The sequence below is a fragment of the Paenarthrobacter sp. CAP02 genome (assembly GCF_040137855.1).
Classification (GTDB): Bacteria; Actinomycetota; Actinomycetes; order Actinomycetales; family Micrococcaceae; genus Arthrobacter.
Map to the genome: position 1 here is coordinate 553,200 of NZ_JBEEII010000001.1, position 22,835 is coordinate 576,034.

Here is a 22,835-nt window from a genome sequence, read left to right on the forward strand (position 1 = left end):
TGTCCCTATGTGCAAAACAGGAGCTGGGGAGGACTGGTGGGGGCGTGGGCCTCCCGGCCTTGTTGGTCGGGCACGCCGTTGAACGGTGGGCGTGGCGAAGAAGGCCGGGACCAGGGGTGGGCGTGGCCCGCGCCAGAAAGCCCGGAGCCTACTTGAACACGGTCTGGATCGGTCCGCCCCCGGCTGAATCAACGATGGCCTGCGCCACTACACGGAGCTTGACGTTCCGGTTGCTGGAGGCTTTCTTGATGAGTTCCATGGCCTCGACCTGTGTGCAGCGGTTCTGGGCGATGATGATGCCCGTCGCCACGTCGATCACCGTCCGGGATTCCATGGCGGCCCTCAGGTTGGCGGCGGTTTGGCTGTGTTGCGCGATCAGCACGGCGAGCTGGAGGCCCTTGGATGCCTGTTGAACGTAGTCGTTGGCACGCTGCACGGCGGCTTGGTCGAAGGCGTGGGGCCGGTCTGAATAGAGGTTAAGGCCAGCCATGGCGACCCCCTCGGACAGGGGGAATGGAACAGCCAGGACGGCGCGGACACCGTGGTCTGTGATGGCCTTGTTGTACTCGGGCCAGGTGTTGTCCTTCTCGAAATCCGGGATGTGGACTTGCGTGGCCTCGCGGCAGGCGTGAAGACAGGGCCCGTCCGCGAAGGAGTATTGGATCTCGTCGAGCTGGCGCGCGCGTTCACTGCTGCTGGCGACGGTGCCGGCGTTGCGCTGCCGCATCAGGGTGATGCCGCAATACACATCCTTTTCGGGAGTGCTGAACATGGCAGCTGAGTGCCGGGCCAACTCATGGAGAAAGTCCTCGACGTCAGGAGTGGCGAGCAGCAAGTCCTGAACCTCAGCCACCACGGAATTCGGCTCGAGGAGCTGTGGGTCTTCCATGTGTATCTCCGATCCGTGGCGGTGGCTACCTTTCGAGACTAACCTCCGGCACCCGTTGAAAGCCAATAGTAAGTGTGCTTCTCTTTTTAAGGAGTCTTGCCGTGGGCTCACCCCTCATCCGGTCAAAGGATTGAAGCCCATGCGTCAAACCCGACCTTTCGACGTAAGTACCAGGCCTCCGGTTGCCCCTGAAGGAAGCATCCGCCAAAGTTTCCAGGACAGCCTGGTCCTGGACCATCTCAATCTGGCCAAATCCATTGCGGCCAGGTATTCCGCCCATACGCACGACTTGGATGATGTCAGGCAGGTCGCCTACATGGGCCTCATCAAGGCCTCCCGAGGCTACGACGAGTCCAAGGGCGTCAGTTTTCCGGCCTATGCCGCCCCCACCATTGCCGGCGAGGTCAAGCGGTACCTCCGTGACCATTGCTGGGTTGTCAGGCCGCCCCGCACCATCCAGGACGTTCGTCGCCAGGTGTTGGCCCGGACGGAGGAAATGACACAGGTGCTGCAACGGACGCCATCCCCGGAGGAAGTCGCAGAGGACCTCCGGCTGGAACCCTGCCAGGTGCGCGAAGCGCTGATGGCTGGCACCAGTAAGCGTCCGGATTCCCTGGACGCTCCCGCGGGGGAAGGCCGTGAGGGGTTGCAGGGTTCCCTGTCTGCTTTTGGCTGCCCCACTGACCGGTTGGAGGATGTGCTGGCTCTCCGGAATGCGATTCGTGACCTAAGGCCTGAGGACCGCCACCTGCTGTACCGGCGCTACTACCGCGAAGAGACGCAGTCCACCATTGCTGAGGCCCTGGGAATGTCCCAGATGCAGGTTTCACGCAAGCTTTCCAAGGTCCTCGTCTCGCTCCAGACCAAACTTTTGGACGACGAAGTCCGGCTCCGGGACGGAACAGCCCTTTAGCCACACGGCCACGGGCAGCTAGCAGTCCAGGCGCTCCACGGCGTCCAGGACATCGCGCACGCTGACCGCCAGGAGTGCGGGGTCCGGGTCTGCGGAGAAGACGTCGCCGCGGCGAAGTTCGACGGCGGTCAGCACCACGTGCGGGCCCGGCGGCGGACCCCATTCCTCCGCGGGCGCGGGACCAAACAGAACGACGGACGGGCGCTCGTAGGCAGAGGCAAGATGTGCCGCCCCAGTGTCAGCGGAGACCACCAGGCGCGCCTCTGCGATGGTGGCCGCAAACTCTGCGAGCCCCTGCCGCCCAGCCAGCAGGCCGTCGTCGAGGTTTGCTCCTTTGAGCTTGGCCAGGGCAGCCGTCTCCTCGGCGCGCCCGCGCTCCGACGTGCCGCCCGTGAGGACAATCCGGTGCCCTGCCGCGGCGAGTTGGACCGCGACGTCGGCGAATCGCTCCACCGGCCACAGCCTGCTGCCGTACGCAGCGCCCACATGGATCACTGTGGCGCCGGGACTTGGCGAAGGAACGGCGGGGCGGTGCAGCCGAAAGTCCAAGGGGTCGGCGTCAATCCCATGCCAATTCAGCAGCCTGGTCCAACGCTCGCGCTCGGGTAACCCGGTGGACCAAGGAGGCCCCTCAAGGCCGGGCGATTCATGGGCGATCACCCGCCGGGCCTGCAACTCATCAATCCGCGTGCGGCTCTCGGCCCCGTTTCCATGCAGGTTCACGGCGATGTCCACCGCGCCCCGCGGGACCGTGAGGGGATCGTCGAGCCCCGGCGTGGGCAGGTGGTGGATGCCCCCAACCAGCTCCAAAGCTTCAGCGATCCAGGCCGGCGCGGCGTACAGGATCCGGTGGTCGGGGAATGCCCTCCGCAGTCCCCGGAGTGCCGGAACAGCGACCAGGAGGTCGCCAAGCTTCAGGGCGCGCAGGGCGAGCAGCAAGGGTTGTTCGGTGCTATCGACAGTGTCCATGGAGGCCTCCCGCTAGGAGTCTAGCCGCATGAAACTTCTCACGGCCGCACTGTTTAGCGTCCGGAGAACTGGGGAACGTTGCGGGTATGGGAGGAACCGGAACGTTGAAGGCGGTCCTGTTTGACCGCGATGGAACACTCGTCGTTGACGTGCCGTACAATGGCGACCCGAAGCTGGTGCAGCCCATGGATGGTGCCGTGTCCGCCCTCGAGAGAGTGCGTCGGGCGGGACTGGCCACCGGAGTGGTAACCAACCAATCGGGCGTGGCCCGTGGACTGGTGACCCTGGACCAGGTCATGTCAGTGAATCAGCGGGTGGATCAACTCCTGGGCCCGTTCGATGTGTGGGAAATCTGCCCACATGGCCCGAAGGACGGATGCGACTGCCGCAAGCCCGCCCCCGGCATGATTCTGGGAGCCTGCAGCACGCTGGGTCTCTTGCCGGAGGAAGTCGCTTTCGTTGGCGACATCGGTGCAGACATGGAAGCGGCCGCCGCAGCGGGTGCCCGGAGTGTGTTGGTGCCAACGGACGTGACCCGGCGCGAAGAAATCGCCGCCGCCCGCTTTGTTGCCGAGGACTTGGGCCAAGCAGTGGACCTCATACTGTCTGGGGCACTTGAAGAACAGGACACCCGTGTATGAGCCGGGTCTTGGTGGCCCGGCTGGACAGCATGGGCGATGTCCTCCTGGCCGGGCCTGCCCTGCGGGCTGTGGCGAACGGAAGCCGGCCCGATGGGAGCCGGCCCAATGACGTGGTCCTGTTGTGCGGACCTGAAGGCGCAAGCGCGGGCGGGATGCTGCCCGGTGTCACCCAAGTGCACACATGGGCCTGCCCCTGGATTGTGAATCCCGCGCCCTCTGTCACTGAAGACAGCACCAGCGCATTGATCGAGTTTGTCCGCAGTGCCCGCATTGAGGAAGCCCTGATCCTCACCTCTTTCCACCAATCACCACTCCCGCTGGCGTTGTTGCTCCGTCTGGCTGGGGTCAAGAAGATCACGGGCGCCTCCACGGACTATGCCGGCTCGCTGCTGGACGTTCGGCTCAAGCCGGGCGAGGACTTCCCGGAGGACCAGCCTGAAGCCGTCCGTGCCCTGGCGCTCGCCGATGCCGGAGGGTATGTCCTGCCCAACGGTGACGACGGCAAACTGCGGATCACGCCCAGCCCGGATCCGGACAAAACAGCCCAGGAACTGGCCAGCGAAGGCCCGTACATTGTGGTCCACCCCGGCGCCACGGCCCCCGCACGGGCCTGGCCTGCACTGCACAACGCAGCAACCGTGGAACTCCTGCAGGCCTACGGGCACCGGGTGGTGGTTACCGGGGGACCGGCCGAAGCATCGCTCGCGGCAACTGTTGCGGGACCTTCGGCCAGGAACCTCGGGGGCGCGACCGACCTGCGCACGCTCGCAGCGGTACTCGCGGGCGCCGCCGTCGTGGTTACCGGCAATACGGGTCCCGCCCATCTGGCCGCCGCGGTGGGCACCCCGGTGGTTTGCCTGTTCGCGCCAGTGGTTCCGGCGATCCGCTGGGCACCCTACGGCGTACCCATGGAGTTGCTGGGCGACCAGGAAGCAGCGTGCAAGAACACCAGGGCCCGGACCTGTCCGGTGCCGGGGCATCCGTGCTTGAGCTCGGTCACGCCGGAGCAGGTCGTGGAAGCTGTCGGACGGTTACTGGGTGGCGTGTCGTCGCTGTCCACCCGACGGAAGGTCTGGAAACCATGAGGATCCTGGTGTGGCACGTCCACGGCGGCTGGATGGAAGCGTTCGTCCGGGGCCGGCACGAATACCTCCTGCCGACATTGCCCGACGGCGGCCCTTGGGGTTTGGGGCGCGGGGGTCGTGACTGGCCGGTCGCCGCCAAGGAAGTGGACCTGGGCACGCTGGACCCGGACAGTGTGGACGCCGTTGTGCTGCAACGGCCGGAGGAAATCGCAGCCGTCACCAAGGCTTTGGGCCGCCGCCCGGGAGTGGACGTTCCTGCGGTCTACCTGGAACACAACACCCCCAAGGGCGATGTCCCCTTTTCGCTCCATCCGCTTGCCGACCAACGCAGCATCCCGGTGGTCCACGTGACCCACTTCAACCAGCTCTTCTGGGACACGGGCTCGGCCCCCACTGCAGTGATCGAGCACGGGATTCCGGATCCAGGGCACCTCTATACCGGTGTCCAGGAGGAGATGGGCGTGGTGGTCAACGAGCCCGTCCGGCGTGGACGGGTCACCGGCACGGATTTGCTTCCCGGATTCGCCCGGGTTGGACCGCTGAGGGTGTTCGGAATGGGGACGGACGCTCTGCCGTCTGCCTTGGACCTGGGCAGCCACGGCCTGGACGGGGATCGTCTCCGGATTTCGGGTGACGTTCCTGCCGCCCGCCTCCACCGGGAACTGGCCAGATGCCGTCTCTACCTGCACCCGCTGCGCTGGACCTCGCTGGGACTTGCCCTGTTGGAGGCCATGCACCTGGGCATGCCCGTCGTTGCGCTGGCCACCACCGAAGCAGCCCGGGCAGTCCCGCACGGTACCGGCCTGGTGTCCAATGACGTCGACGATCTCCAAAAGTTCGCCCAGCGCCTCCTGGACGACCCGGACGACGCCTACGCGATCGGTTTGAGGGCCCGCCAAGCAGCGCTGGAACGTTACGGACTGGGCAAGTTCCTCCGGGCCTGGGACGAGCTCCTCGCCGATCTTCCCGCCAAGCATGGACAGCGCCCGCAAACCGGGCTCATACCGCTCAGCCACCACACCCAGGCCAGCCATGACACCGAGAGGATGCACCCATGAAAATCTCCATGGTCTCCGAACACGCCAGTCCGCTGGCCGCCTTGGGGGGCGTCGACGCCGGTGGACAGAACGTCCACGTAGCGGCGCTCTCGTCCAGCCTGGCTGCCCGCGGCCACCACGTCACGGTCTACACGCGGCGTGATGACCCCGATCTGCCGGCGAAGGTGCAAGTGGGGCCTGGACTCACTGTGGTGCACGTCGATGCGGGGCCCGCCCGGCGCATCCCCAAGGACGACCTCCTGCCGTTCATGGGCGAGCTGGCGGACGGGATTTGTGCGGACTGGGGCGAGGACCTCCCGGATGTCGTGCACGCGCACTTCTGGATGTCCGGACTGGCCGCGATCCAGGCGTCCAAACGTGCCGGAGCCGCCGATCCCGTGCCCGTGGTCCAGACCTTCCACGCTCTTGGTTCGGTGAAGCGCCGCCACCAGGGCTCCGCGGACACCAGCCCACCGGCCCGGGCCTGGTTGGAGCCGTGGGTGGGCCGCACCGCAGACTGGGTCATCGCCACTTGCCCCGATGAAGTCTTCGAACTCAAGGCCCTGGGTATCAGCCGATCCAAAATCTCCATTGCCCCCTGCGGCGTGGACCTGACGCTGTTCCCCGGAACGTCCGACGCCGAACCCACCTCGCGCACGCATCGGATCCTGAGCGTGGGACGCCTCGTGGAACGCAAGGGGGTGGACCTGATCATCCGCGCACTCCCTCTCCTGGCGGACGCAGGCTTCAACGATGTGGAGTTGCTGATTGTGGGCGGTTCCGGTGACGCCCTCACCCTGGAGGAAGACCCCGAAGCGCAGCGCCTCCATGCACTGGCCAAGGAACTTGGGGTCGAAGACAAAGTGACCATGCGCGGACAGGTTCCCAGGGACGCGATGCCCGGTATTTTCCGCAGCGCCGATGCCGTGGTGTGCACCCCCTGGTATGAGCCTTTCGGGATCGTGCCTCTCGAGGCCATGGCGTGCGGGGTGCCGGTGGTGGCGGCCGCCGTGGGCGGACTCCGGGCGACCGTCGTCGACCAGAAAACGGGGCTGCATGTCCCGCCAAAGGACCCGGAAGCGATAGCCGAAGCTGTGGGGAAGCTGCTCGCCGATCCCGCCCTGCGGGCCGACATGGGCCGCGCCGGCGCGCGCCGTGCCCGCTCACGCTACACCTGGGACAGGATCGCCGCGGACACCGAGAAGGCCTATCGCTCGGTCCTGGCCGCCGGTCTCTCCCGGCAGGCTGGCAATGGCCTGGAATCACTGGAAGGAACGGCACTGTGACCATCAAAAGCCCTGTGACCATCAACAGCCATGTGGCAGCCCCGGCACGGTGGACTCCCGAAACCGGCGGGCCCACGCACCAAAAGGCGGTGACAACGCATCTGGACAACGTCCTGCCCGCGCTTGAATCCCTGCGCTCGCAATCAGGGCGGTTGTGCGAATGGGGTACCGAACTCGCCATCCGGCTGTTGTCGGGCCAGCGGCTGCTGGCTGCGGGCAACGGCGGATCAGCTGCCGAAGCGCAGCACCTCACAGCTGAGCTTGTTGGCAGGTTCGACGACGAGCGGGCTCCCTTCTCGGCCATCTCACTCCACGCCGAGTCCTCTGCCGTCACCGCGCTCTCCAACGACTACGGCTACGAGGAAGTGTTCGCCCGCCAGGTCAGGGCCCACGGCCGTTCGGGCGACATCCTGGTCCTCCTGTCCACCAGCGGCCGCAGCCCCAACCTGCTCAAAGCAGTGCGCGCCGCACGGGAACGCGGTATCACCACCTGGGCCCTTACCGGAACCGGTCCCAACCCCCTGGCCGACGCCTGCGACCAGGCCATCACCGTGGACGCGATCGCCGCGAACGCGCAGGAAGGCCACCTGATCGCGGTGCACGCCGTCTGCCGGGCCTTCGACGCTGAGATCGCACGGCGGTCCGGTCCCTACACAGGCGGCCAGCCATGAGGATCACGGTGGTGGGCGACGTCCTTCTTGACGTGGATATCAATGGTGCCGCGACCCGGCTCAGCCCCGACGCCCCCGTGCCCGTGGTGGACGTCGCAGGCATCCGGCGCCGTGCGGGCGGAGCCGGCCTGGTGGCCACCGTCCTTGCCCAGGATGGCCACGACGTCACGCTGGTCACCGCGGTATCGGACGACGACGGCGCAAGCCACCTCAGGCGCGCACTGGCCGGTGTGTCGGTGCTCGCCGGCGACCCGCTGGCCCCTACGCCCACCAAGACCCGTGTGCGGATCGGGAGCCACCCGATGGTCCGTTTCGACGAAGGGTGTGCGCCGGCCCCCGTTCCGTCCTGCACCCCTGCAATGCTCGCGGCAATCACTTCCGCCGATGCGGTGGTCGTGGCCGACTATGGCCGTGGAATCACCGCCAACCCGGGGATTCGGGCGGCCTTGGCGGAGGTTGTCGGCCGCCTCCCGGTGGTGTGGGACCCGCATCCTGCCGGTTCGGAACCCGTGCCCGGAGTCGCCGTTGTGACCCCGAACCTGGCCGAAGCGCTCGCGTCCGCCAAAGCGGGAGGACTGAAACCCTCACGGACCGGTGCCGGCGAAGCCGCCGAGCACCTGCGGGAAAAATGGCAGAGCAATGCCGTGTTGGTGACCAGGGGCGAAGACGGGGCGGTGTTGGTCGAAACATCCGGTGGAGCCGTGGACATCCCCGCGCCCAGGACATCGGTGAGCGATCCGTGCGGTGCAGGGGACCGGCTCGCGGGAAGCCTGGCCGTGTACCTGGGCCTGGGGCTCGAACTGCAGGAAGCCGCCTCGAGGGCCGTGGAGGATGCGTCGGCCTTCCTGGCCAAGGGAGGCGCGGCGGCGCTGCCCGAAGCGCCGGCGGTGAGTCCCGCCGTCGGACTTAACAACCTCGAACCGATCCGCCCTGACATCCACATCCGCGACGGCGTGAAACTCGCCCAATCCATCCGGGAGGCGGGCGGAACGGTGGTGGCAACCGGCGGCTGTTTCGACCTGCTCCACGCCGGTCACGCCCGAACACTGGCGGCCGCCCGGAACATGGGCGACTGCTTGATTGTCTGCCTCAACTCCGACGAATCCGTCAGCCGGCTCAAGGGCGCACACCGCCCCATCGTCAGCGTCGAGGACCGCGCGGAGTTGCTCCTTGCACTTGAATGCGTCGACGCCGTAGTGGTCTTCGACGAAGACACCCCCGAGGCCTGCCTCCAGGGGATCCGGCCCGACATCTGGGTCAAGGGCGGCGACTACGAACCCGACGAACTGCCGGAGGCCCGCCTTGTCGCGGGCTGGGGAGGGCGCTGCGTCACTGTGCCCTTCCACCCGGCACGCTCCACCAGCGGCCTGGCTGCAGCACTGGCCAAAGTCAGCTGACCCACGAGTTGGAAATCAACGAAAGGAACCGCATGAACACGCAAACACCTGGCCGCGTCATCGTCACTGGAGGCGGCTCCGGCCTGGGAGCAGCAATCGTGGAAGCCATCCGGGACGCCGGCGGTACGCCGTTCGTCTTCGACCGCGACGTCAGCAACGTCTCGGGTGCCAAAGCCTTGGAAGTGGACGTTTCCAACCGCGAAGCAGTGGAAGCTGCCGTCAAGGAAGCCGCCGACAGCCTGGGCGGCCTGGACGGGGTGGTCACCGCGGCAGGGATCGATCGTTGCGGGAAGCTAGGCGACGTCGCTGCCGAGGAATGGGAAAAGGTCATCGGAGTGAACCTCTTGGGTACCGTTTCCACCATCCGTGCGGCCCTGCCTTACCTCAAGGGATCCCGCGGCCGCGCAATCACCATCGCGTCGACGCTGGGCCTCAGGGCCTTGCCGGACGCCACCGCCTACTGTGCTTCGAAGTTCGGCGTGATCGGTTTCAGCCGGGCGCTCGCAGCGGAGACCGGTGGAGTCATTGGCGTCACCACCATCATCCCGGGCGGCATGAAGACCCACTTCTTCGACGATCGGGACGAACAGTACAAGCCGCAGGACGACTCCAAGCTCAACGACCCCGCCAACGTGGCCCAAGCAGTGGTCTTCGCACTCTCGCAGCCGTTCGGCAGCGAGGTCCGCGAACTCCTGATTACCCCCGCAGAAGAAGGCTCGTGGCCGTAAGGTCCAACACGTCCTGAACAACATCGGCCACGGCGACGCCCCTGATCAGGGTGTCGTCGTGGCCGCAGTGCGGAGCGGTCCAGCCCACTTGCGTTACATCCGCGCCGCAGCGTGGGCAGGTGGTCACCCACGACATGTGGACGCGGTGCAGGCCTCGTCCCCGCGGTGCGGCATTGAACGCGTTGCCCACCCAATAGATGCCAACGGTCGGGGTGCCCACGGCCTGCGCCAGATGCCGCGGACCGCTGTCGCTGGCAAGCATCACCGTTGCTTCGGCCAGGAGCGCCGCCAATTCACCGATGCCCAATTCGCCGGCCACTGACCGCAGTGCCTGCCGGTCCGTCGCCGGGAGTTGGCGAACCGCCAGCTCCGCGACTTCCTGGGCCAAAGCCTTCTCTGAGCGGTCGCCCACCACCAGCACCTGCGCACCTTCGGCCGCCAAGGCGGCAGCGGCATCGGCAAAGTTCGACGCCGGCCAACGACGCCGGGGATCGGTGGCACCCGGGTGGATAACCACCAAGGAACTCCGGGCTGGGTCCCGCAGGCCGGCAACGTCCTGCCGGTGGTCCGGGTGCGGCTGCAGCAGCGGTGGGACCACGGTGGGTGCCCCGGCGAGGCCCGCCACTTCCAGCCATCGGTCCGGTTCGTTCTGGTAGTAGACGTAATCGAGGTTCCGCTCCAGGGGCTGGGCATCCTTGGTGCGCGTGCCGACGGTGTGCCGCGCGCCCAGCTTGAGCAGGAAAGGATTGGAAAACCGTCCACCTCCGTGCATCTGGACGGCCAGGTCAAACGCTTCTGCGCGCATTGCCTCAAAGAGTTGTTCCTGGGCGGCAACGTCCTCAGCGTCGTCGTCGAACCGCTCGCCGTTGCGGGGACCGTCGTGGACGCCGCGCGCCACAGGCAACATCACGACGTCGTCCACCGGCCCCGTGGTTGCGCCCGCCACTGCGGCATGGACAGGTGTCCCCAGGAGTGTGATGGTGGCATCCGGGTAGGCGATCTTCAGGGCATGCAGGGCCGGGTAGGTATATATCAGGTCCCCCAAACCCCCACCCCTTAGGACGGCGATCCGCCTGACGTCGCAGAATTTTTTCAACACCGGTCCGATTCCGGGTGTGGGAGCCATGGCCATGAGAACTTCCCTTCGTCGTCAATAGCGGAAACTCCAGGGCCGGCGTGTAAAGCCCGTGCCGCGGGGTACCTGTCGGGAACAGGAAACTGTCATCCAACCGGAAGGTACCCCATGGCACGCCTCTCCAATCAAGAAGGCCTGGCTGACTGGTTGCCAGCACGCTTGGCCCAGGAACGTCCTGTTGTGACAGTCATCGGCGATTCCATCCTGGACGGCTGGTGGGATGGAACCATTGAACGGTTCTGCCGCGAAGCGCCTGCCCCGGTGGTCCAAGTGCAGCGCCGCGACTTTGCGCCCGGAGGGGCCGCCAACACGGCCATGAACCTGGCGGCGATGGGAGCGGAAGTGCGGTTCGTCTCCGTTGTGGGGGAGGACGCCGCGGGCCTCCAGCTCCTCGAGCAGCTGGAGGATGCCGGTATTGACGTTTCCCACGTCGTATCGCATCCGGAGATGGTCACCACCACCAAATACAGGGTCAGCAGCGGGGGACAAGTGATGCTGCGCCTGGATGACACAGCCACCGGGTTGCCGGCAGAGGGACTCGAGGTGATGGCCGCGTTGGTGCCCGAGGCCACTGGAGGCGCTGCCGCTGTGGTGCTGTGCGATTACGGGGCGGGGGCCCTGGCAGGGCCCGTCCGCTCGGCGCTCCTCGACAGCCTGGCACCCGCCAAGCGCCAGGACAGGCTGGTGGTTGTTGATGCCCACGATCCCGGTGCCTGGGCAGGGTTGAAGCCCCACCTCGCTACCCCGAATGCCCAGGAGGCCTCGCGGTTGCTCGGCGTCGAATTCCCGGGAGGTGCCGCGCGTTGCCCCTTCGTGGAGGCACATGCGGAGAAGCTCCTGCGCGCCTCCGGTGCGTCCGCCGTCGTCGTGACACTGGACCGGGAGGGGACGCTGACGGTGAAGTCCGGCCCCGACACCGACGAGGTTGCCACCCACCGGACCTGGGCCCGTCCGCAAGCCGAGAAGCAGGCCTCCGGTGCGGGCGATACCTTCGTGGCTGCCTTGACCCTGGCCCGGGCGGCCGGTTTGCCGCTGACCACCAGTGTCGACCTTGCCCAGGCCGCTGCCGACGTCGTGGTCCACCGGCCAGGGACGTCGGTGTGCACCACCGATGAACTGACGCGGCACTTGAGCGGGTTCGCTGATACAGCGCTGACGGCAGGGGAGTTGGCCCGGCATGTTGAAGAGCATCGCCGTGAGGGCCGCAGGATCGTGCTGACCAACGGCTGCTTCGACGTCCTGCACCGGGGCCACACCCGCTACCTCAACCAGGCCAAGCAACTAGGGGACGTGCTGGTGGTCGCCCTGAACAGTGACTCATCCGTGCGGCAGCTCAAGGGACCGGACCGGCCCGTCAACCATGAAGCCGACCGGGCCGCAGTGATTGCTGCCCTGAGCTGCGTGGACCACGTAACGGTCTTCGACACTCCAACGCCCATTCCGTTGATCGAGCTCCTCGGGCCGGACGTCTATGCCAAAGGCGGTGACTACACGCCGGAAATGTTGGCAGAAACCGCGGCTGTGGAACGTTGCGGCGGCACCGTGACCATCCTGGACTACGTGCCCGAGCACTCCACCACGGCCGTACTGGAACGCATCCGCTCCACGGGCGACAACCCGCAACCCTGAGGAATTCCGCCATGCGCATTGTGATCACTGGAGCCACCGGACACGTCGGTACGGAGGTCCTGAAGCGGCTGCAAGCGGCCCGTTCCGAGGAAGGCGCCGATCTTGAACTGGTGGGCGTGGTCCGCCGCCACCCTGACCAGGACGCTGCCCCGTACCGTGGCGTCGACTGGCGCACGTTGGACATCGGGGCAGGCGTGGACCAGCCGGCCTTGGAGGCTGCGCTGTCCGGAGCGGATGCCGTGGTGCACCTTGCCTGGCTGATCCAGCCGAACCACCACCGGGAAATGCTCCGGCAAACCAACGTTGAAGGAACAGCCAATGTCTTGGCTGCGGCACGGAAAGCCGGTGTGCGGCACGTCGTTTGTGCGTCCTCGGTGGGCGCTTACTCGCCTGCTCCCAAGGACCAGCGAACCCAGGAGGGCTGGCCCGCGGCGGGGATTCCGAAGTCGCACTACAGTGTGGATAAGGCTGCGCAGGAGCGGCTGCTGGACGATTTCGCCAAGGACAATCCGGAGATTGTGGTGGCCCGGCTTCGTCCGGCATTGACGTTCAGCGCAGGAGCGGGGAGCGAGGTAGGGCGGTACTTCCTGGGACGGCTCCTGTCACGCTTGGTGCCGCCCAAACCGTGGTTGCCCGTGCTGGCCCTTCCCAAGGAACTGGTGTTCCAGGCGGTGCATGCGTCCGATGTCGCCGACGCGTATTGGCGCGTCCTCGAGCGCACGGCGGAGGGCGCCTTCAATATCGCCGCAGAGCCTGTCATCGACCCCAATGCCCTGGCATGGATCTTCAACGCCCGGCGGCTGCTGCCGTTCCCGCTTCCGGTGCTGCGCGCCGTCGTCGAGGCCAGTTGGCGGCTCCGCCTGCAGGCGACCGACGGCGGCTGGGTGGACATGGCCGCGAACGCGCCCATCATGGACACCGGACGCGCACGCAGGCTGCTGGGTTGGTCGCCGAAGCATTCATCGCTGGAATCCCTGGCCGAAATGCTGGACGGGCTGGGGACGGGGAAGGGTCGGAAAGCGTCACCGCCGCTCAAGCCCCGCTGACTTACTCGGCGGACAACACCACGGTGAGGATCCGCCGCAGGCTCATGGCCACCGACGCCGGTGCGTTCACCGGTGACTGTCCCGCGGCGGCCTCGGCCACTGCATCGCTCAGCGCGGATATCGAGTCCTTCGCCTCCGTCAACAGAGTGCCGAGTTCATCCGATTCGCCGTCCCGCCAATGGTCAATGACCAGGGCCGTGGACTCCAATGCGTCCGAAAGGTAGCCCACCACGGCGTCGGGGATGACCGTCCCCGCGTCCCTCTCCCAGATGGCGCTCGCAAGGACGTCGGTGATGTCCTGCACGTGGAACGTGAGCCGTTCGAGTGTCCGTAAACCAGCCAGGTCCCCAGGCAAACGGGTTGCCAAGCGGCGAGAGCGTGGGTTCGCCTTGGCACTCAGTTCGGCCTTGTGGACAGCAGTCCGGACTTCGGCGGCCGTCAGGGAAAGCTCGTCACTCCTGCTGGCCCACGCTTCATGGTTGGGTGGCCACGATTCCTCCATGGCCCGGGCCATGTCCTTGAGCTGCCGGGAGAGGGCGACCTGGTGCCCGCTGATGGCGGGGTCGATCGCGTCCAGGTGCAGCGGCGGAATCACAAGCCAGTTCACGGCAAACCCCACGGTCACTCCAAGGGCCATTTGGAGGACGTACCCGAAGGAGAACCCCTCTGCATTCGAGCCGCCCAGCACCAGAACGAACAGTGCAGCCATGGGGATCCAGTCCGACCCCGATCCAAGGCGTGGCAGGCCGCCGATCAGCACTCCCAGCCCAACCACCAGGGCAACGGAGAAGGAATTTGGGTCGGCAAAGGAAGTGACAACAAAAGCCATCCCGATCCCAAGGACCAGCCCGGCAAGGCTCTGCAGCCCGTGCTTGGCCGAGTCCGCCACCGTGGGGTGCATGCTGACCAGCGCACCCAGCGGCGCATAGTATGGGTAGGCCGCGGCGGGACCGGGCATGAAGGGTGCAAGCCACCAGGCAAGACCTGCTGCCAACGCTGTCTTGGCGGCGAACAGGAGCCGGTGTCTGGTGATGGTTTTCCGGAGCGCGGGAATCAGCCGCCGCCTGATGGGCATGGGGCTCATCGATCCAACGTTCGCAGGTATTCCCGGAAGTGTCGAGCGGGACCGTGCTGCATGTAGCGAGACCATCTTTTCAAAATTGCGCGATTAGAACAGTGGCAAGCGGGTACACAACCCTTTGATAGTAACGATACTTACTATCCCGGCTGCTGTCCGCAGCCTGCCAACTGTGGAAAGAGAGCGACAATGACTGAGAGCCAATCGCCGCAGGACGGAAGCTTCGCGGCACCAAGGAACGGCGGCACCGCAGGTACCGAACCGTTTACCGGAAGCTACCTGGACTCGCCGGACGTGGAATTCGACACAGCAGGAACAACCGCTTCGGGAACCGGAAGTGACAACTCCGGCAAGGTTGACGCCGCAAAGCAGGAAGCTGCGGAAGTGGCCAGCACCGTCGGTGACGCTGCCGGGGGAGTGGTCGATACCGCCAAGACCGAGGCTGGCCACGTGGCCCAGGAGGTCAAGGTTAACGCCCGGCAACTGCTCACCCAGACCAAGGGCGAGCTGACCGACCAAGCACAGGCCCAGCAGCAGCGCGTTGCCGAAGGCCTGCGCTCCATCTCCGACGAACTGTCCACCATGGCCAATTCGACGAATAGCGGTGGTGTCGCCACGGACTTGGTCCAGCAGGCGGCCCAGCGTTCGTCCTCGATTGCGCAGTGGCTGGAGAGCCGGGATCCCGGTTCCCTGCTGGACGAAGTCAAGGGCTTCGCCCGCCGCAAGCCCGGAACTTTCCTCTTGCTGGCCGCCGGAGCCGGTGTCCTCGCCGGTCGTCTGGGTCGTGGCATGGCAGGGGACGCCACCGAATCCGCCTCAACCAGCGGCACTGCTGCTGGCGGGACGCCGCGGGCTGCGTATTACCCCACCCAGGGCGTGCCCTCCCAGGGCGGCGCCGTTACCCCGCCGGCTGTTGACCTGCCGGGACCCACCACTACCACCGCGGGATACGGTTCGGCCACCACCACCGGATACGACGCCGGAACCACCGGATACGACGCTGGAACCACGGGCGGCTACGACGGATCCACGCTTCCCTACCCGGAGACCGACGCCGGCGGCGTCAAGGCGCAGGGCGACCCGCTGGCTGGCCCCCTTGATCCCGACGGCCTTGAGCGCCCCGACGATCCCCAGTACGGAGGTCACCGATGAGTAGTCCTGCCGACCTGCCTCCCACAACAACCGCGCACGAGAAGGCTGAAACCCTTCCCCTGGGCGAGCTGTTGAGCGACCTGACGCGCGACGTTTCCACGTTGATGCGCCAGGAAGTGGAGCTGGCCAAGGCGGAACTCAAGGAGTCCGCCACCAAGGCTGGCAAGGGCGCGGGAATGCTGGGCGGTGCAGCTTACGCCGGCCACATCACCGTACTTTTCCTGTCCATTGCCCTCTGGTGGGCTTTGGGCCAGCTCATTGGCCTCGGATGGTCCGCCGTTGTTGTGGCGGTTATCTGGGGAATCGTCGCTGCCGTGCTGGCCTCCATGGGCCGCAAGGAACTGAAGACCATCAACGGCATGCCGCGTACGGCCGAAACCGTCAAGGAAATACCCCCCGCTTTGAAACCGAACACTGAGGAGACACGATGACGCAGAACCCCGACGCCCTGCGCGCCGATATCGAAGAAACTCGCCGGCGGCTGAGCACCAACGTTGACGCCGTGGCGGATAAGGTCACCCCGTCGCACATCGTCAACCGCCGGGTGGACAGGATGAAGACGGCCGTGTTCGGTGCCCGCGACGACGTCTCTGATGCTGCAGGCAACGTCGCGCACCGGGCCGGGGATGCCGTTTCAGGCGTCGCTGACAATGTCTCCGGTGCCGTCTCGGATCTGGGCGACGCACCGCAGGTGTTGAAGAGCAAGGCCCAAGGCAGCCCGATCGCCGCGGGGCTCATCGCCTTCGGTGCAGGCCTCCTGGTGTCAGCGCTGTTCCCGCCGTCGGAGAAGGAACGCGAAGCCGCCCACGCCCTTAAGGACGCGGCCCAGCCGCTCACCGATGAATTGAGCCACGCTGCGCAGGAAGTGGCCGAGCACCTCAAGGAACCTGCCCAGGACGCGATGCAGAACGTCAAGGACAGCGCCACCGAAGCAGCGGCAAACGTCAAGGACGAAGGGCAGGCCGCGGCCGCCGACGTTCAGGACCGCGCCACCGCAGCAAAGGACAACATCAGCAACCAGTAGTCCGCTGATTTAGCCAAGCGAGTGACAGCAAACGCCCTTCTGACCGTTCTGAAGGGCGTTAGCTGTCACTCAGTTCTGCTTTAGGGGGTGCGTCAGCGCACTTCCAGGATCATTTGCAGCAAACGTGCGGCGGCCGGGCGGGCTGCATGCTCTTCGGCCCACTGCGCGCGGGCCAGCGTCTTGCTGACCGCCTGGGTGGAGATGCCAAGTTCCTGCGCAACCGTCTTCTGCTGGCCGCGCACCCCGGGCGTCAACAGGTCCAGCACGCGCCATTCCGCGGCACTTCGGTGCTGCACGATGTGTCCGAGGAGCCGCAGCACAGCCTCGGCTTCGGAGGCCAGCGCCGTGAGGGGGCCGTCCACCGCCACCGGAATGCGTTCCTTGCCGTTACGCAAACGGTCCACAGCCCGTCGGGCATAGACGAGCCCATGCCCGGAAGCATCCCGGACCAGGTTGGGCAAAGGCTCGTTGATCGGCCCCACCCCGATCCCCACGTACCACTGGCTGGACCGGAGGGCGATCAACGCCGTCTCCACCGCCTGATGGCTGGACTCGACAATGCCCTGCACTTCATCCTCCACCGAACGGTCGAAATCCAACCGCGCCGGAATGTGGCGAAGGTCCTTGAGCAACTGGGGCACAAGGTCGCCGTCGCGGCGGCTGTCGCGTTGGTTGATGGTGAGAGTGAACATAGTGGATCACATGCTACCGGCTGGTAGCGGCTCTGCAAGGGGAAAATTTGCCTGTTACTTTGTCCGGAGCGGCGCTTCCGGCTAGCCCAGTGCGGTGCGTTCGGTCAGCACGACGGCGGGAAGCGCGCCCGCCGCTGCAAGGCCGGCGCCGGGTATTCCGGCCTGGCGCAAACAGGTGTGGACCGCGCCCACCATGGCTTCCAGGTCTTCGTTGGTGGCGAACACCCAGAAGGTTTCGCGCGCCCGGAACACCAATGCGTTGACTCCGCCGGCTCCCAGCGAAACCTTCTGCTTCGCCACCAGGCGCCGCTCCGGATCAGTGCCGTCCAGGGTGGTCACCACTTTGAGGGACGCGGGAGCTATGTCAGCCCAGGGGAACAGCAGCAGGGTGTGTTTTTGCGAGTATTTGGCGACTATCCCGCCGTCGAACACCAGGAGCTTCCGGAAGCTGCCCAGGAACGTCATGGACCAGAGCACAAGCCCGGTGAGGATGCTGGTGAGGACATAGAAGAGGGGATCGTTGAAGTGGCCGGCCTCCCGCGTGGAGCGGATGGGGCTGACGAACTCAGCGATGGCCCCGAATACGAACCCCACCACCAGGCAGGGAACAAGGACCTTCCAGAAGATGCGCCGGGAAGAAGCTACGTAGCCGAGCCGCCCAAGCTGGGGTTCCAGCCGCCGCTCAACGCGGCGGACCAGCCAGTTACGGCCGCGCATCCGGCCGCTGGCCGTAAAGGTTGGGGAGGCCTTCCTGTTCCTCGGCTGCGGCTTTTTGGGCGGCGGCAGCTTTGGGGTCCGGGATTGGCGGCATTCCTTGGGCCAGGCCGGAGCGGCGGTCGACGGCGGCGAACTTGGGATCCCAGGTGTCGCCCGATCCGCCACTGAAGGCTGCGGCGATGACCATCACCACGAAGAACGGGAAGAAGGACCAGCAAATGGCCCGCCAACCACCCAACCAGGCGCCCGCCGTCGTGCCGTCCTTGATCCGGACGGAGCGCATACCCGCAGCGGCGTCGCCGACGCTTCCCACGGTGCCCCAGATCATGCCGTAGACGAACAGGCCAACGAACCACAGAACCACGTAGATGGTCAGCCAGGCGCCGTCGTTGTAGCCCAGGGCGGAGCCGCTGTTCATCATGGATTGACGCACTACGGCAGCAATGACCGCCAGCACGGAGTACCCCACCAGGAATACGACCGCATCCAGGACCCGGCCCCAGAAATGCGCGGTCCCCGAGGCTTTGACGAAGTACGCCCCGGTGTCGGTGTGGCGCCGGACGGCACGGCCGTTGGCGGCGTCAACCAGTCCGGTGGCGGTGGTGGACTTCGGATTGCTCATGAGGGGCTTTCGGCTCGACGGCGGTAGGCAGCGTGGGGAGGAATCGTCAGGCCGGTCCGGCGAGCCCGCCCAGGACGCCGGCCAGGGATGCCTGGGACGTTTCCTTCAGCTCAAGGGTGACGGTCTCGCCCGTGACCCGGGGTGTCAGGACATGGACGCCCGACGGGCCCGTGTAGACGGTAACGGTGGGAAACTCGTCTGTGTCGGCGTTGAATGCCACCACGTTGCTGGCAGCCTGGGTGTCTGCAAGTGCGGTGGCCGCGTGCTCCTCGAACTGGGGTTCCGTGTACACGGTCGGGGCGGTGTCGCGCTGGGCTGCCTTCTCCGGGTCCACGAATTCGGCCAACCGGGGCACTAGCTGTTCGCGGGTCACGGCGGTGAAGCCGTGGAGTCCGCCTTCATCCACTTCTTCGAGGAGGGCGCCGTCGTCATGGAGGTAGCCGTACAGCCAGCGCTTGCCGGTGGATACGGTGCGCTCAATGGAGATCACGCTGCTGCCGCTGCGCCGCAGGGTCAGGGCGCCGGTGATGTCCTCTGTTGCATGGAGACGGGAGGGCTCAGTCTCACCCTCAAAAATCACCGGGTACACGAGCTCCTTCGCCAGCAGCCCGCGCAAAGCGATGGCACACATCAGTTCCTTGTTGGCATCCTGGGCAGAGAGCCAGGGCGTGGCCACCAGTTGCTCATGCTGAACGCCGTCCAGGGCCACCACTTCTTCGTCGGTCAACGTGGGCAGCGGCGTTCCCGTGGCAGTGGCTGATGCCAGTACCTTGGCGGCGGCCTCAATGTCCCGCTGGGTCCATTTCATGGTGCTGGTGGTCATCCGAATATCCCTCCGACAAAGTTTCCAACTGACTTGGCGGCATTACCGACCCCGTCTGCCACCTTACTGCCTACGTCCTTGGCGAAACCCGCCACCTCCTTGGCGCCGTCGGCTATGTAGCTGCCGGGGTTCCGCGCGAAGTTGGAGATGGAGTCCCAGTTGTCCGCTACGAGGTTGCCCAGCGCCCAGGCTCCGGCAACGATTCCGGCCCCGATCACGATCGGGGCACCGATGGGTCCAAGAAGCGCAGCACCGCCGGCGGTCATGAGCATGATGCTGCCCACGCCGCCCACCACGGACAGGCCTCCGGCTACCCGGTCGCCGGTACCGCGCCAGCCGTCGTGCTCGGGGTTGATCATGTCGCTGATGCCGCCCACGATGTTCAGCGGTGCGGCCAGGGCGCCCGCCACGCGAAGGCCTTTGGAGAACTTGCTCGCGTCCTGGAACGCCTGGCTGTAAGGGATGTTGGCTTTGAGATCGGTGAGGACATCGGTGACTTTCTCACCGTTCCGCAAGGCCGTCATGGCATCGCGGACAACAGTTCCGCCGGCACGCCAGTTGGTGAGGACTTCGCGCGTCTTGACCCATTCCGCGTGGCCCAGCTTGCCGTACTTGTAGGCCGTCCAGAGCTGGGCTGCCAGGTCCTTGACGCCCATGCCGCTGTCGTAGACGTCCTTCAGGACTCCCACAGACGTACCGGAGCCGTCGTTGTGGCTGGCGAATTCCTGCTGGTTGGCGTGCTTCTTCAGCTGGCTCGCGTTTTCGCGCAGCATGTTTGCGGCCTTCATCAGGCTCTGCCGGTGCTGGCTGTTCCACTCGCCCTTGAACACTGTGGCGTCCCTGCCCTGCCACGCCGTCGTGGAGTTGATGGCATTGGACAATTGCGTGCCCTGCAGGCTGATGGCGTCGGCAGCTTTGCCCATGACGCCTGCCAGACTGCGAAGCTGTGCGATGTCCGCACCGTAGAACCCAGCCATGAGGAACCCCCTGTTTACATGCAGTGAAAAGTCTCGTCCCAGCCTAAAGGGACCAACGGCATGTCGCGATGGGGAGCGGTGCCCATCCATTCGTTAAAGAACGACGGCGGCTGGTGGGGTTCACGGGGAACCGCACCAACCGCCGTCGTTCGCTAAATCAGTGTCCCGCAGCCGGAACGTAACGCTTGATGGAAGCTTCCAGCTCGGCTTCGGCAGCGGCGCGGTCGCCCCAGCCCTCGGCCTTGACCCACTTGCCGGGCTCCAGGTCCTTGTAGCGCGTGAAGAAGTGCTCGATTTCCTTGATCAGGAACTCGCTGACGTCGCTGACTTCCTGGATGTGGTCGAAGCGTGCGTCAACCGGGACGCAGAGGACCTTGGCGTCTCCGCCGCCGTCGTCGGTCATGTTGAAGACGCCGATCGGGCGGGACTCAACGATGACGCCCGGGTGGAGGTCGAAGTCCTGCAGGAGCACCAGTGCGTCCAACGGATCGCCGTCTTCGCCCAGGGTGTTCTCGAAGAAACCGTAGTGCGTGGGGTACTGCATGGAGGTGAACAGGACGCGGTCCAGGCGGACACGGCCGGTTTCGTGGTCAACTTCGTACTTGACGCGCGATCCCTTGGGGATCTCGATGGTCACGTCGTGCTTCATGGAATGCTCCTTGACGGGTGTGGGTGGGGCGTCGCTCCGCCGAAGCGGCCGTCACGGGTGACGGTGCCTCAGGCAGGCTGCTCAGCCCGGGGCTGGCGGCAGGCAAAATTGCAGCCGGTGCCGCCGACTACTATTGAGGATATAGCGAGAGGCCCGGGTTTCTTGAACCGGCGGGGACAATTCAGGACTGACAGGATCAAGCAACTTCCATGATGGGCGTTAAAAACGGGGATGCCCGCGCGGGCTTATCCGCGACGTGGGGGCGCTTGAAATGGCCGGTGCTTTTGGCCTCAGTCCTGCTGTTCCTCGGTGCCGTTGTGGTGGCCGGAATGATGCCAGGGCTGCTTTCAGGGTCCAAGCCGGTGCCGTCAACACCCGCCTGGCAGCTGGAACCCGCCCATCTTTCCAACGCCAGCGGGGTCCTTCCCTTGGACGCAAACGCCCCGCTCCCGACGTCCGCCGAAGTCACGGCACTCCTCGATGCAACGTTGAAACCGGACGGCGCGGGCAGCATCAGCGGGGTGGTCATGGACGCTTCCACCGGCAAAGTCCTCTTTGACCGTGATGCGGCAGCCAACCGGATCCCGGCGTCGAACATGAAGCTGCTGACCGCCGTCTCAGCACTAAAAGCACTCGGCCCGGACACGCGCTTCACCACGCGGGTACTGGGATCCGCAAATCCCTCCACGGTTGTACTGACTGGGGGAGGGGACGTGCTGCTGGGTGCTTCCGCCTCCGATCCCAACGCCGTGTTGGGCCGGGCCGGCCTGGCATCCCTGGCCGCAGATACGGCCACCGCGTTGACGGCCGCCGGAGTCAAGGGGCCCGTCACCGTCCAGGTGGACGACACCCTGTTCAGCGGCGCACCCCTTAACCCGGCCTGGAGCCTGGACGACGTCGCCGCCGGCGAGACCGCACCCCTCTTTCCGCTCGCGTTGAATTCGGGCCGATACTCGCCAACCGTGATGACCGGGCCCCGTCCACAGGATTCCGCTGTCACCACCGCCCAGGCCTTCGCCGAGCAGCTGGCCGCTGCCGGCGTCGCGGTGAGTCCCGGCGTCGAACGCGGCAAGGGCCTGCCTGCCAAGGTGCTGGCTGAAGCTGAGTCCGCCACCGTCAGCGAGCAGGTGGACCTCATGCTGGAGACCTCGGATAATTTCCTCGCCGAAGCCTTGGGTCGGATGACCGCAGCCGCGTCCGGCAAGGAAACCACGTACGACGGCGCCACGGCGGCCGTGCGGCAAAGGCTGGCGGAGCTGGGAATCGCCACGGATTCGATGCAGTTGGCTGACGTATCCGGCCTTGCCCTGGAAAACCAGGTCAGCGCCCTGCAGTTCGTCCAGGTCGTCCGTGCAATCACCAGCGGCCCGAACCTTTCCCTCAGGGCGGCACTGGACGGCTTCCCGATCGCAGGGCTGACCGGAACCCTGGATAACAGGTACGTGGACGCCAGCACGGCCGTTGGTGCTGGCCTGGTCCGTGCCAAGACCGGGACGCTGAATTCCGTGATCGCCCTGAGTGGGTACGTGGTGGATGCGGATGGGCGCCTGCTGGTGTTCTCGTTCATCGGCAACGGGCTCGAACCGGGTGCCGCCGGAAACAAGGTGGCCATGGACCGGGCAGCGTCAGGCCTGGCTTCGTGCGGCTGCCGCGGCTGAAGCTCCGCGTCCAGCGA

24 protein-coding genes are annotated in these 22,835 nt (G+C 66.0%); 14 read left to right on the plus strand and 10 right to left on the minus strand.

Annotation, left to right across the window (positions count from 1 at the left end):
- Window positions 1-148: 148 nt before the first annotated feature.
- Window positions 149-889: an ANTAR domain-containing protein gene (locus tag ABHM97_RS02770; RefSeq protein ID WP_349469500.1), complete on the minus strand. Its 741-nt coding sequence runs from the start codon at window positions 887-889 to the stop codon at window positions 149-151.
- 139 nt (window positions 890-1,028) lie between these two features.
- Between ABHM97_RS02770 and ABHM97_RS02775 the strand changes: the two genes are divergently transcribed.
- Entirely contained in the window at window positions 1,029-1,802 is a 774-nt protein-coding gene (locus ABHM97_RS02775) for a sigma-70 family RNA polymerase sigma factor (protein WP_257370041.1), read from the plus strand.
- A gap of 18 nt (window positions 1,803-1,820) precedes the next feature.
- Here ABHM97_RS02775 and ABHM97_RS02780 read toward each other — a convergent pair whose 3' ends face one another.
- Entirely contained in the window at window positions 1,821-2,771 is a 951-nt protein-coding gene (locus ABHM97_RS02780) for a glycosyltransferase family 9 protein (protein ID WP_235518001.1), read from the minus strand.
- Window positions 2,772-2,857: 86 nt separating this feature from the next.
- On the opposite strand from ABHM97_RS02780, the gene ABHM97_RS02785 reads away from it, so the two are divergent.
- From ABHM97_RS02785 to ABHM97_RS02815, 7 genes are read left to right on the plus strand one after another with little or no spacing between them, the layout of a single operon-like run.
- Window positions 2,858-3,412, plus strand: a complete 555-nt coding sequence (locus ABHM97_RS02785; protein WP_235517998.1) for a D-glycero-alpha-D-manno-heptose-1,7-bisphosphate 7-phosphatase — start codon at window positions 2,858-2,860, stop codon at window positions 3,410-3,412.
- Window positions 3,409-4,497 carry a glycosyltransferase family 9 protein gene (locus tag ABHM97_RS02790; protein WP_349469501.1) on the plus strand — a complete coding sequence of 363 codons (1,089 nt, stop codon included), beginning with the start codon at window positions 3,409-3,411 and terminating at the stop codon, window positions 4,495-4,497. The genes ABHM97_RS02785 and ABHM97_RS02790 overlap by 4 nt, the downstream gene beginning before the upstream one ends.
- Window positions 4,494-5,555 carry a glycosyltransferase gene (locus ABHM97_RS02795; RefSeq protein WP_349469503.1) on the plus strand — a complete coding sequence of 354 codons (1,062 nt, stop codon included), beginning with the start codon at window positions 4,494-4,496 and terminating at the stop codon, window positions 5,553-5,555. Before ABHM97_RS02790 ends, ABHM97_RS02795 begins: the two co-directional genes overlap by 4 nt.
- The gene (locus ABHM97_RS02800; RefSeq protein ID WP_349469505.1) at window positions 5,552-6,820 is read left to right on the plus strand and encodes a glycosyltransferase; all 1,269 of its coding nucleotides are present in this window, start codon (window positions 5,552-5,554) and stop codon (window positions 6,818-6,820) included. Before ABHM97_RS02795 ends, ABHM97_RS02800 begins: the two co-directional genes overlap by 4 nt.
- On the plus strand, window positions 6,817-7,491 hold the full coding sequence (locus ABHM97_RS02805) for a D-sedoheptulose-7-phosphate isomerase (protein WP_502921245.1): 675 nt from the start codon (window positions 6,817-6,819) through the stop codon (window positions 7,489-7,491). Before ABHM97_RS02800 ends, ABHM97_RS02805 begins: the two co-directional genes overlap by 4 nt.
- Window positions 7,488-8,888 (plus strand): PfkB family carbohydrate kinase, encoded by a 1,401-nt coding sequence (locus ABHM97_RS02810; RefSeq protein WP_349469506.1) that lies wholly within the window; start codon window positions 7,488-7,490, stop codon window positions 8,886-8,888. The genes ABHM97_RS02805 and ABHM97_RS02810 overlap by 4 nt, the downstream gene beginning before the upstream one ends.
- Before the next feature lie 32 nt (window positions 8,889-8,920).
- A complete protein-coding gene (locus tag ABHM97_RS02815) occupies window positions 8,921-9,616 on the plus strand; it encodes an SDR family oxidoreductase (protein WP_235517991.1) in 696 nt (231 codons plus the stop codon).
- Here ABHM97_RS02815 and ABHM97_RS02820 read toward each other — a convergent pair.
- Window positions 9,585-10,748, minus strand: a complete 1,164-nt coding sequence (locus tag ABHM97_RS02820; RefSeq protein ID WP_349469507.1) for a glycosyltransferase family 9 protein — start codon at window positions 10,746-10,748, stop codon at window positions 9,585-9,587. The genes ABHM97_RS02815 and ABHM97_RS02820 overlap by 32 nt on opposite strands.
- Before the next feature lie 111 nt (window positions 10,749-10,859).
- Here ABHM97_RS02820 and rfaE2 point away from each other — a divergent pair, with 111 nt between their 5' ends.
- On the plus strand, window positions 10,860-12,380 hold the full coding sequence (gene rfaE2 / locus ABHM97_RS02825) for a D-glycero-beta-D-manno-heptose 1-phosphate adenylyltransferase (RefSeq protein WP_349469508.1): 1,521 nt from the start codon (window positions 10,860-10,862) through the stop codon (window positions 12,378-12,380).
- Window positions 12,381-12,391: 11 nt separating this feature from the next.
- Window positions 12,392-13,426, plus strand: coding sequence for an NAD-dependent epimerase/dehydratase family protein (locus ABHM97_RS02830; protein WP_349469509.1), 1,035 nt, complete (start codon window positions 12,392-12,394; stop codon window positions 13,424-13,426).
- A 1-nt stretch (window position 13,427) separates the two neighbouring features.
- Here the strand turns inward: ABHM97_RS02830 and ABHM97_RS02835 are convergent, their stop codons facing one another.
- Window positions 13,428-14,510 carry an FUSC family protein gene (locus tag ABHM97_RS02835; protein ID WP_349469510.1) on the minus strand — a complete coding sequence of 361 codons (1,083 nt, stop codon included), beginning with the start codon at window positions 14,508-14,510 and terminating at the stop codon, window positions 13,428-13,430.
- A 183-nt stretch (window positions 14,511-14,693) separates the two neighbouring features.
- Between ABHM97_RS02835 and ABHM97_RS02840 the strand changes: the two genes are divergently transcribed.
- Genes ABHM97_RS02840 through ABHM97_RS02850 form a run of 3 tightly spaced genes read left to right on the plus strand, consistent with a single transcriptional unit; the run spans window position 14,694 to window position 16,680 of the window.
- The gene (locus tag ABHM97_RS02840) at window positions 14,694-15,656 is read left to right on the plus strand and encodes a hypothetical protein (protein WP_349469511.1); all 963 of its coding nucleotides are present in this window, start codon (window positions 14,694-14,696) and stop codon (window positions 15,654-15,656) included.
- Window positions 15,653-16,087, plus strand: coding sequence for a phage holin family protein (locus ABHM97_RS02845; RefSeq protein WP_257370053.1), 435 nt, complete (start codon window positions 15,653-15,655; stop codon window positions 16,085-16,087). The genes ABHM97_RS02840 and ABHM97_RS02845 overlap by 4 nt, the downstream gene beginning before the upstream one ends.
- The gene (locus ABHM97_RS02850; RefSeq protein ID WP_284987207.1) at window positions 16,084-16,680 is read left to right on the plus strand and encodes a DUF3618 domain-containing protein; all 597 of its coding nucleotides are present in this window, start codon (window positions 16,084-16,086) and stop codon (window positions 16,678-16,680) included. The genes ABHM97_RS02845 and ABHM97_RS02850 overlap by 4 nt, the downstream gene beginning before the upstream one ends.
- Window positions 16,681-16,772: 92 nt before the next feature.
- On the opposite strand, the gene ABHM97_RS02855 is transcribed toward ABHM97_RS02850, so the two are convergent.
- From ABHM97_RS02855 to ABHM97_RS02880, 6 genes are all read right to left on the minus strand, one after another.
- Window positions 16,773-17,372, minus strand: a complete 600-nt coding sequence (locus ABHM97_RS02855; protein WP_211710431.1) for a hypothetical protein — start codon at window positions 17,370-17,372, stop codon at window positions 16,773-16,775.
- 81 nt (window positions 17,373-17,453) lie between these two features.
- A complete protein-coding gene (locus ABHM97_RS02860) occupies window positions 17,454-18,089 on the minus strand; it encodes a hypothetical protein (RefSeq protein WP_349469513.1) in 636 nt (211 codons plus the stop codon).
- Window positions 18,076-18,711 (minus strand): hypothetical protein, encoded by a 636-nt coding sequence (locus ABHM97_RS02865; protein WP_349469514.1) that lies wholly within the window; start codon window positions 18,709-18,711, stop codon window positions 18,076-18,078. Before ABHM97_RS02865 ends, ABHM97_RS02860 begins: the two co-directional genes overlap by 14 nt.
- Window positions 18,712-18,757: 46 nt before the next feature.
- Window positions 18,758-19,534, minus strand: coding sequence for a hypothetical protein (locus tag ABHM97_RS02870; protein WP_349469515.1), 777 nt, complete (start codon window positions 19,532-19,534; stop codon window positions 18,758-18,760).
- Window positions 19,531-20,511 carry a hypothetical protein gene (locus ABHM97_RS02875; protein WP_284987210.1) on the minus strand — a complete coding sequence of 327 codons (981 nt, stop codon included), beginning with the start codon at window positions 20,509-20,511 and terminating at the stop codon, window positions 19,531-19,533. Before ABHM97_RS02875 ends, ABHM97_RS02870 begins: the two co-directional genes overlap by 4 nt.
- A 157-nt stretch (window positions 20,512-20,668) precedes the next feature.
- Window positions 20,669-21,160, minus strand: coding sequence for an inorganic diphosphatase (locus ABHM97_RS02880; protein ID WP_039239147.1), 492 nt, complete (start codon window positions 21,158-21,160; stop codon window positions 20,669-20,671).
- A gap of 212 nt (window positions 21,161-21,372) precedes the next feature.
- Between ABHM97_RS02880 and dacB the strand changes: the two genes are divergently transcribed.
- Window positions 21,373-22,818, plus strand: coding sequence for a D-alanyl-D-alanine carboxypeptidase/D-alanyl-D-alanine endopeptidase (gene dacB / locus ABHM97_RS02885; protein ID WP_349469538.1), 1,446 nt, complete (start codon window positions 21,373-21,375; stop codon window positions 22,816-22,818).
- Window positions 22,819-22,835: the final 17 nt, after the last annotated feature.

Bases quoted from the DNA above. Each gene is read 5' to 3' on its own strand.
- ABHM97_RS02815 (WP_235517991.1), top strand. From the start codon at position 8,921: ATGAACACGCAAACACCTGGCCGCGTCATCGTCACTGGAGGCGGCTCC.
- ABHM97_RS02870 (WP_349469515.1), bottom strand. From the start codon at position 19,534: ATGACCACCAGCACCATGAAATGGACCCAGCGGGACATTGAGGCCGCC.
- ABHM97_RS02865 (WP_349469514.1), bottom strand. From the start codon at position 18,711: ATGAGCAATCCGAAGTCCACCACCGCCACCGGACTGGTTGACGCCGCC.
- ABHM97_RS02820 (WP_349469507.1), bottom strand. From the start codon at position 10,748: ATGGCCATGGCTCCCACACCCGGAATCGGACCGGTGTTGAAAAAATTC.
- ABHM97_RS02800 (WP_349469505.1), top strand. From the start codon at position 5,552: ATGAAAATCTCCATGGTCTCCGAACACGCCAGTCCGCTGGCCGCCTTG.
- ABHM97_RS02880 (WP_039239147.1), bottom strand. From the start codon at position 21,160: ATGAAGCACGACGTGACCATCGAGATCCCCAAGGGATCGCGCGTCAAG.
- ABHM97_RS02875 (WP_284987210.1), bottom strand. From the start codon at position 20,511: ATGGCTGGGTTCTACGGTGCGGACATCGCACAGCTTCGCAGTCTGGCA.
- ABHM97_RS02780 (WP_235518001.1), bottom strand. From the start codon at position 2,771: ATGGACACTGTCGATAGCACCGAACAACCCTTGCTGCTCGCCCTGCGC.
- dacB (WP_349469538.1), top strand. From the start codon at position 21,373: ATGGGCGTTAAAAACGGGGATGCCCGCGCGGGCTTATCCGCGACGTGG.
- ABHM97_RS02810 (WP_349469506.1), top strand. From the start codon at position 7,488: ATGAGGATCACGGTGGTGGGCGACGTCCTTCTTGACGTGGATATCAAT.
- ABHM97_RS02840 (WP_349469511.1), top strand. From the start codon at position 14,694: ATGACTGAGAGCCAATCGCCGCAGGACGGAAGCTTCGCGGCACCAAGG.
- ABHM97_RS02845 (WP_257370053.1), top strand. From the start codon at position 15,653: ATGAGTAGTCCTGCCGACCTGCCTCCCACAACAACCGCGCACGAGAAG.
- ABHM97_RS02775 (WP_257370041.1), top strand. From the start codon at position 1,029: ATGCGTCAAACCCGACCTTTCGACGTAAGTACCAGGCCTCCGGTTGCC.
- ABHM97_RS02795 (WP_349469503.1), top strand. From the start codon at position 4,494: ATGAGGATCCTGGTGTGGCACGTCCACGGCGGCTGGATGGAAGCGTTC.
- rfaE2 (WP_349469508.1), top strand. From the start codon at position 10,860: ATGGCACGCCTCTCCAATCAAGAAGGCCTGGCTGACTGGTTGCCAGCA.
- ABHM97_RS02860 (WP_349469513.1), bottom strand. From the start codon at position 18,089: ATGCGCGGCCGTAACTGGCTGGTCCGCCGCGTTGAGCGGCGGCTGGAA.
- ABHM97_RS02790 (WP_349469501.1), top strand. From the start codon at position 3,409: ATGAGCCGGGTCTTGGTGGCCCGGCTGGACAGCATGGGCGATGTCCTC.
- ABHM97_RS02835 (WP_349469510.1), bottom strand. From the start codon at position 14,510: ATGAGCCCCATGCCCATCAGGCGGCGGCTGATTCCCGCGCTCCGGAAA.
- ABHM97_RS02770 (WP_349469500.1), bottom strand. From the start codon at position 889: ATGGAAGACCCACAGCTCCTCGAGCCGAATTCCGTGGTGGCTGAGGTT.
- ABHM97_RS02850 (WP_284987207.1), top strand. From the start codon at position 16,084: ATGACGCAGAACCCCGACGCCCTGCGCGCCGATATCGAAGAAACTCGC.
- ABHM97_RS02830 (WP_349469509.1), top strand. From the start codon at position 12,392: ATGCGCATTGTGATCACTGGAGCCACCGGACACGTCGGTACGGAGGTC.
- ABHM97_RS02785 (WP_235517998.1), top strand. From the start codon at position 2,858: ATGGGAGGAACCGGAACGTTGAAGGCGGTCCTGTTTGACCGCGATGGA.
- ABHM97_RS02855 (WP_211710431.1), bottom strand. From the start codon at position 17,372: ATGTTCACTCTCACCATCAACCAACGCGACAGCCGCCGCGACGGCGAC.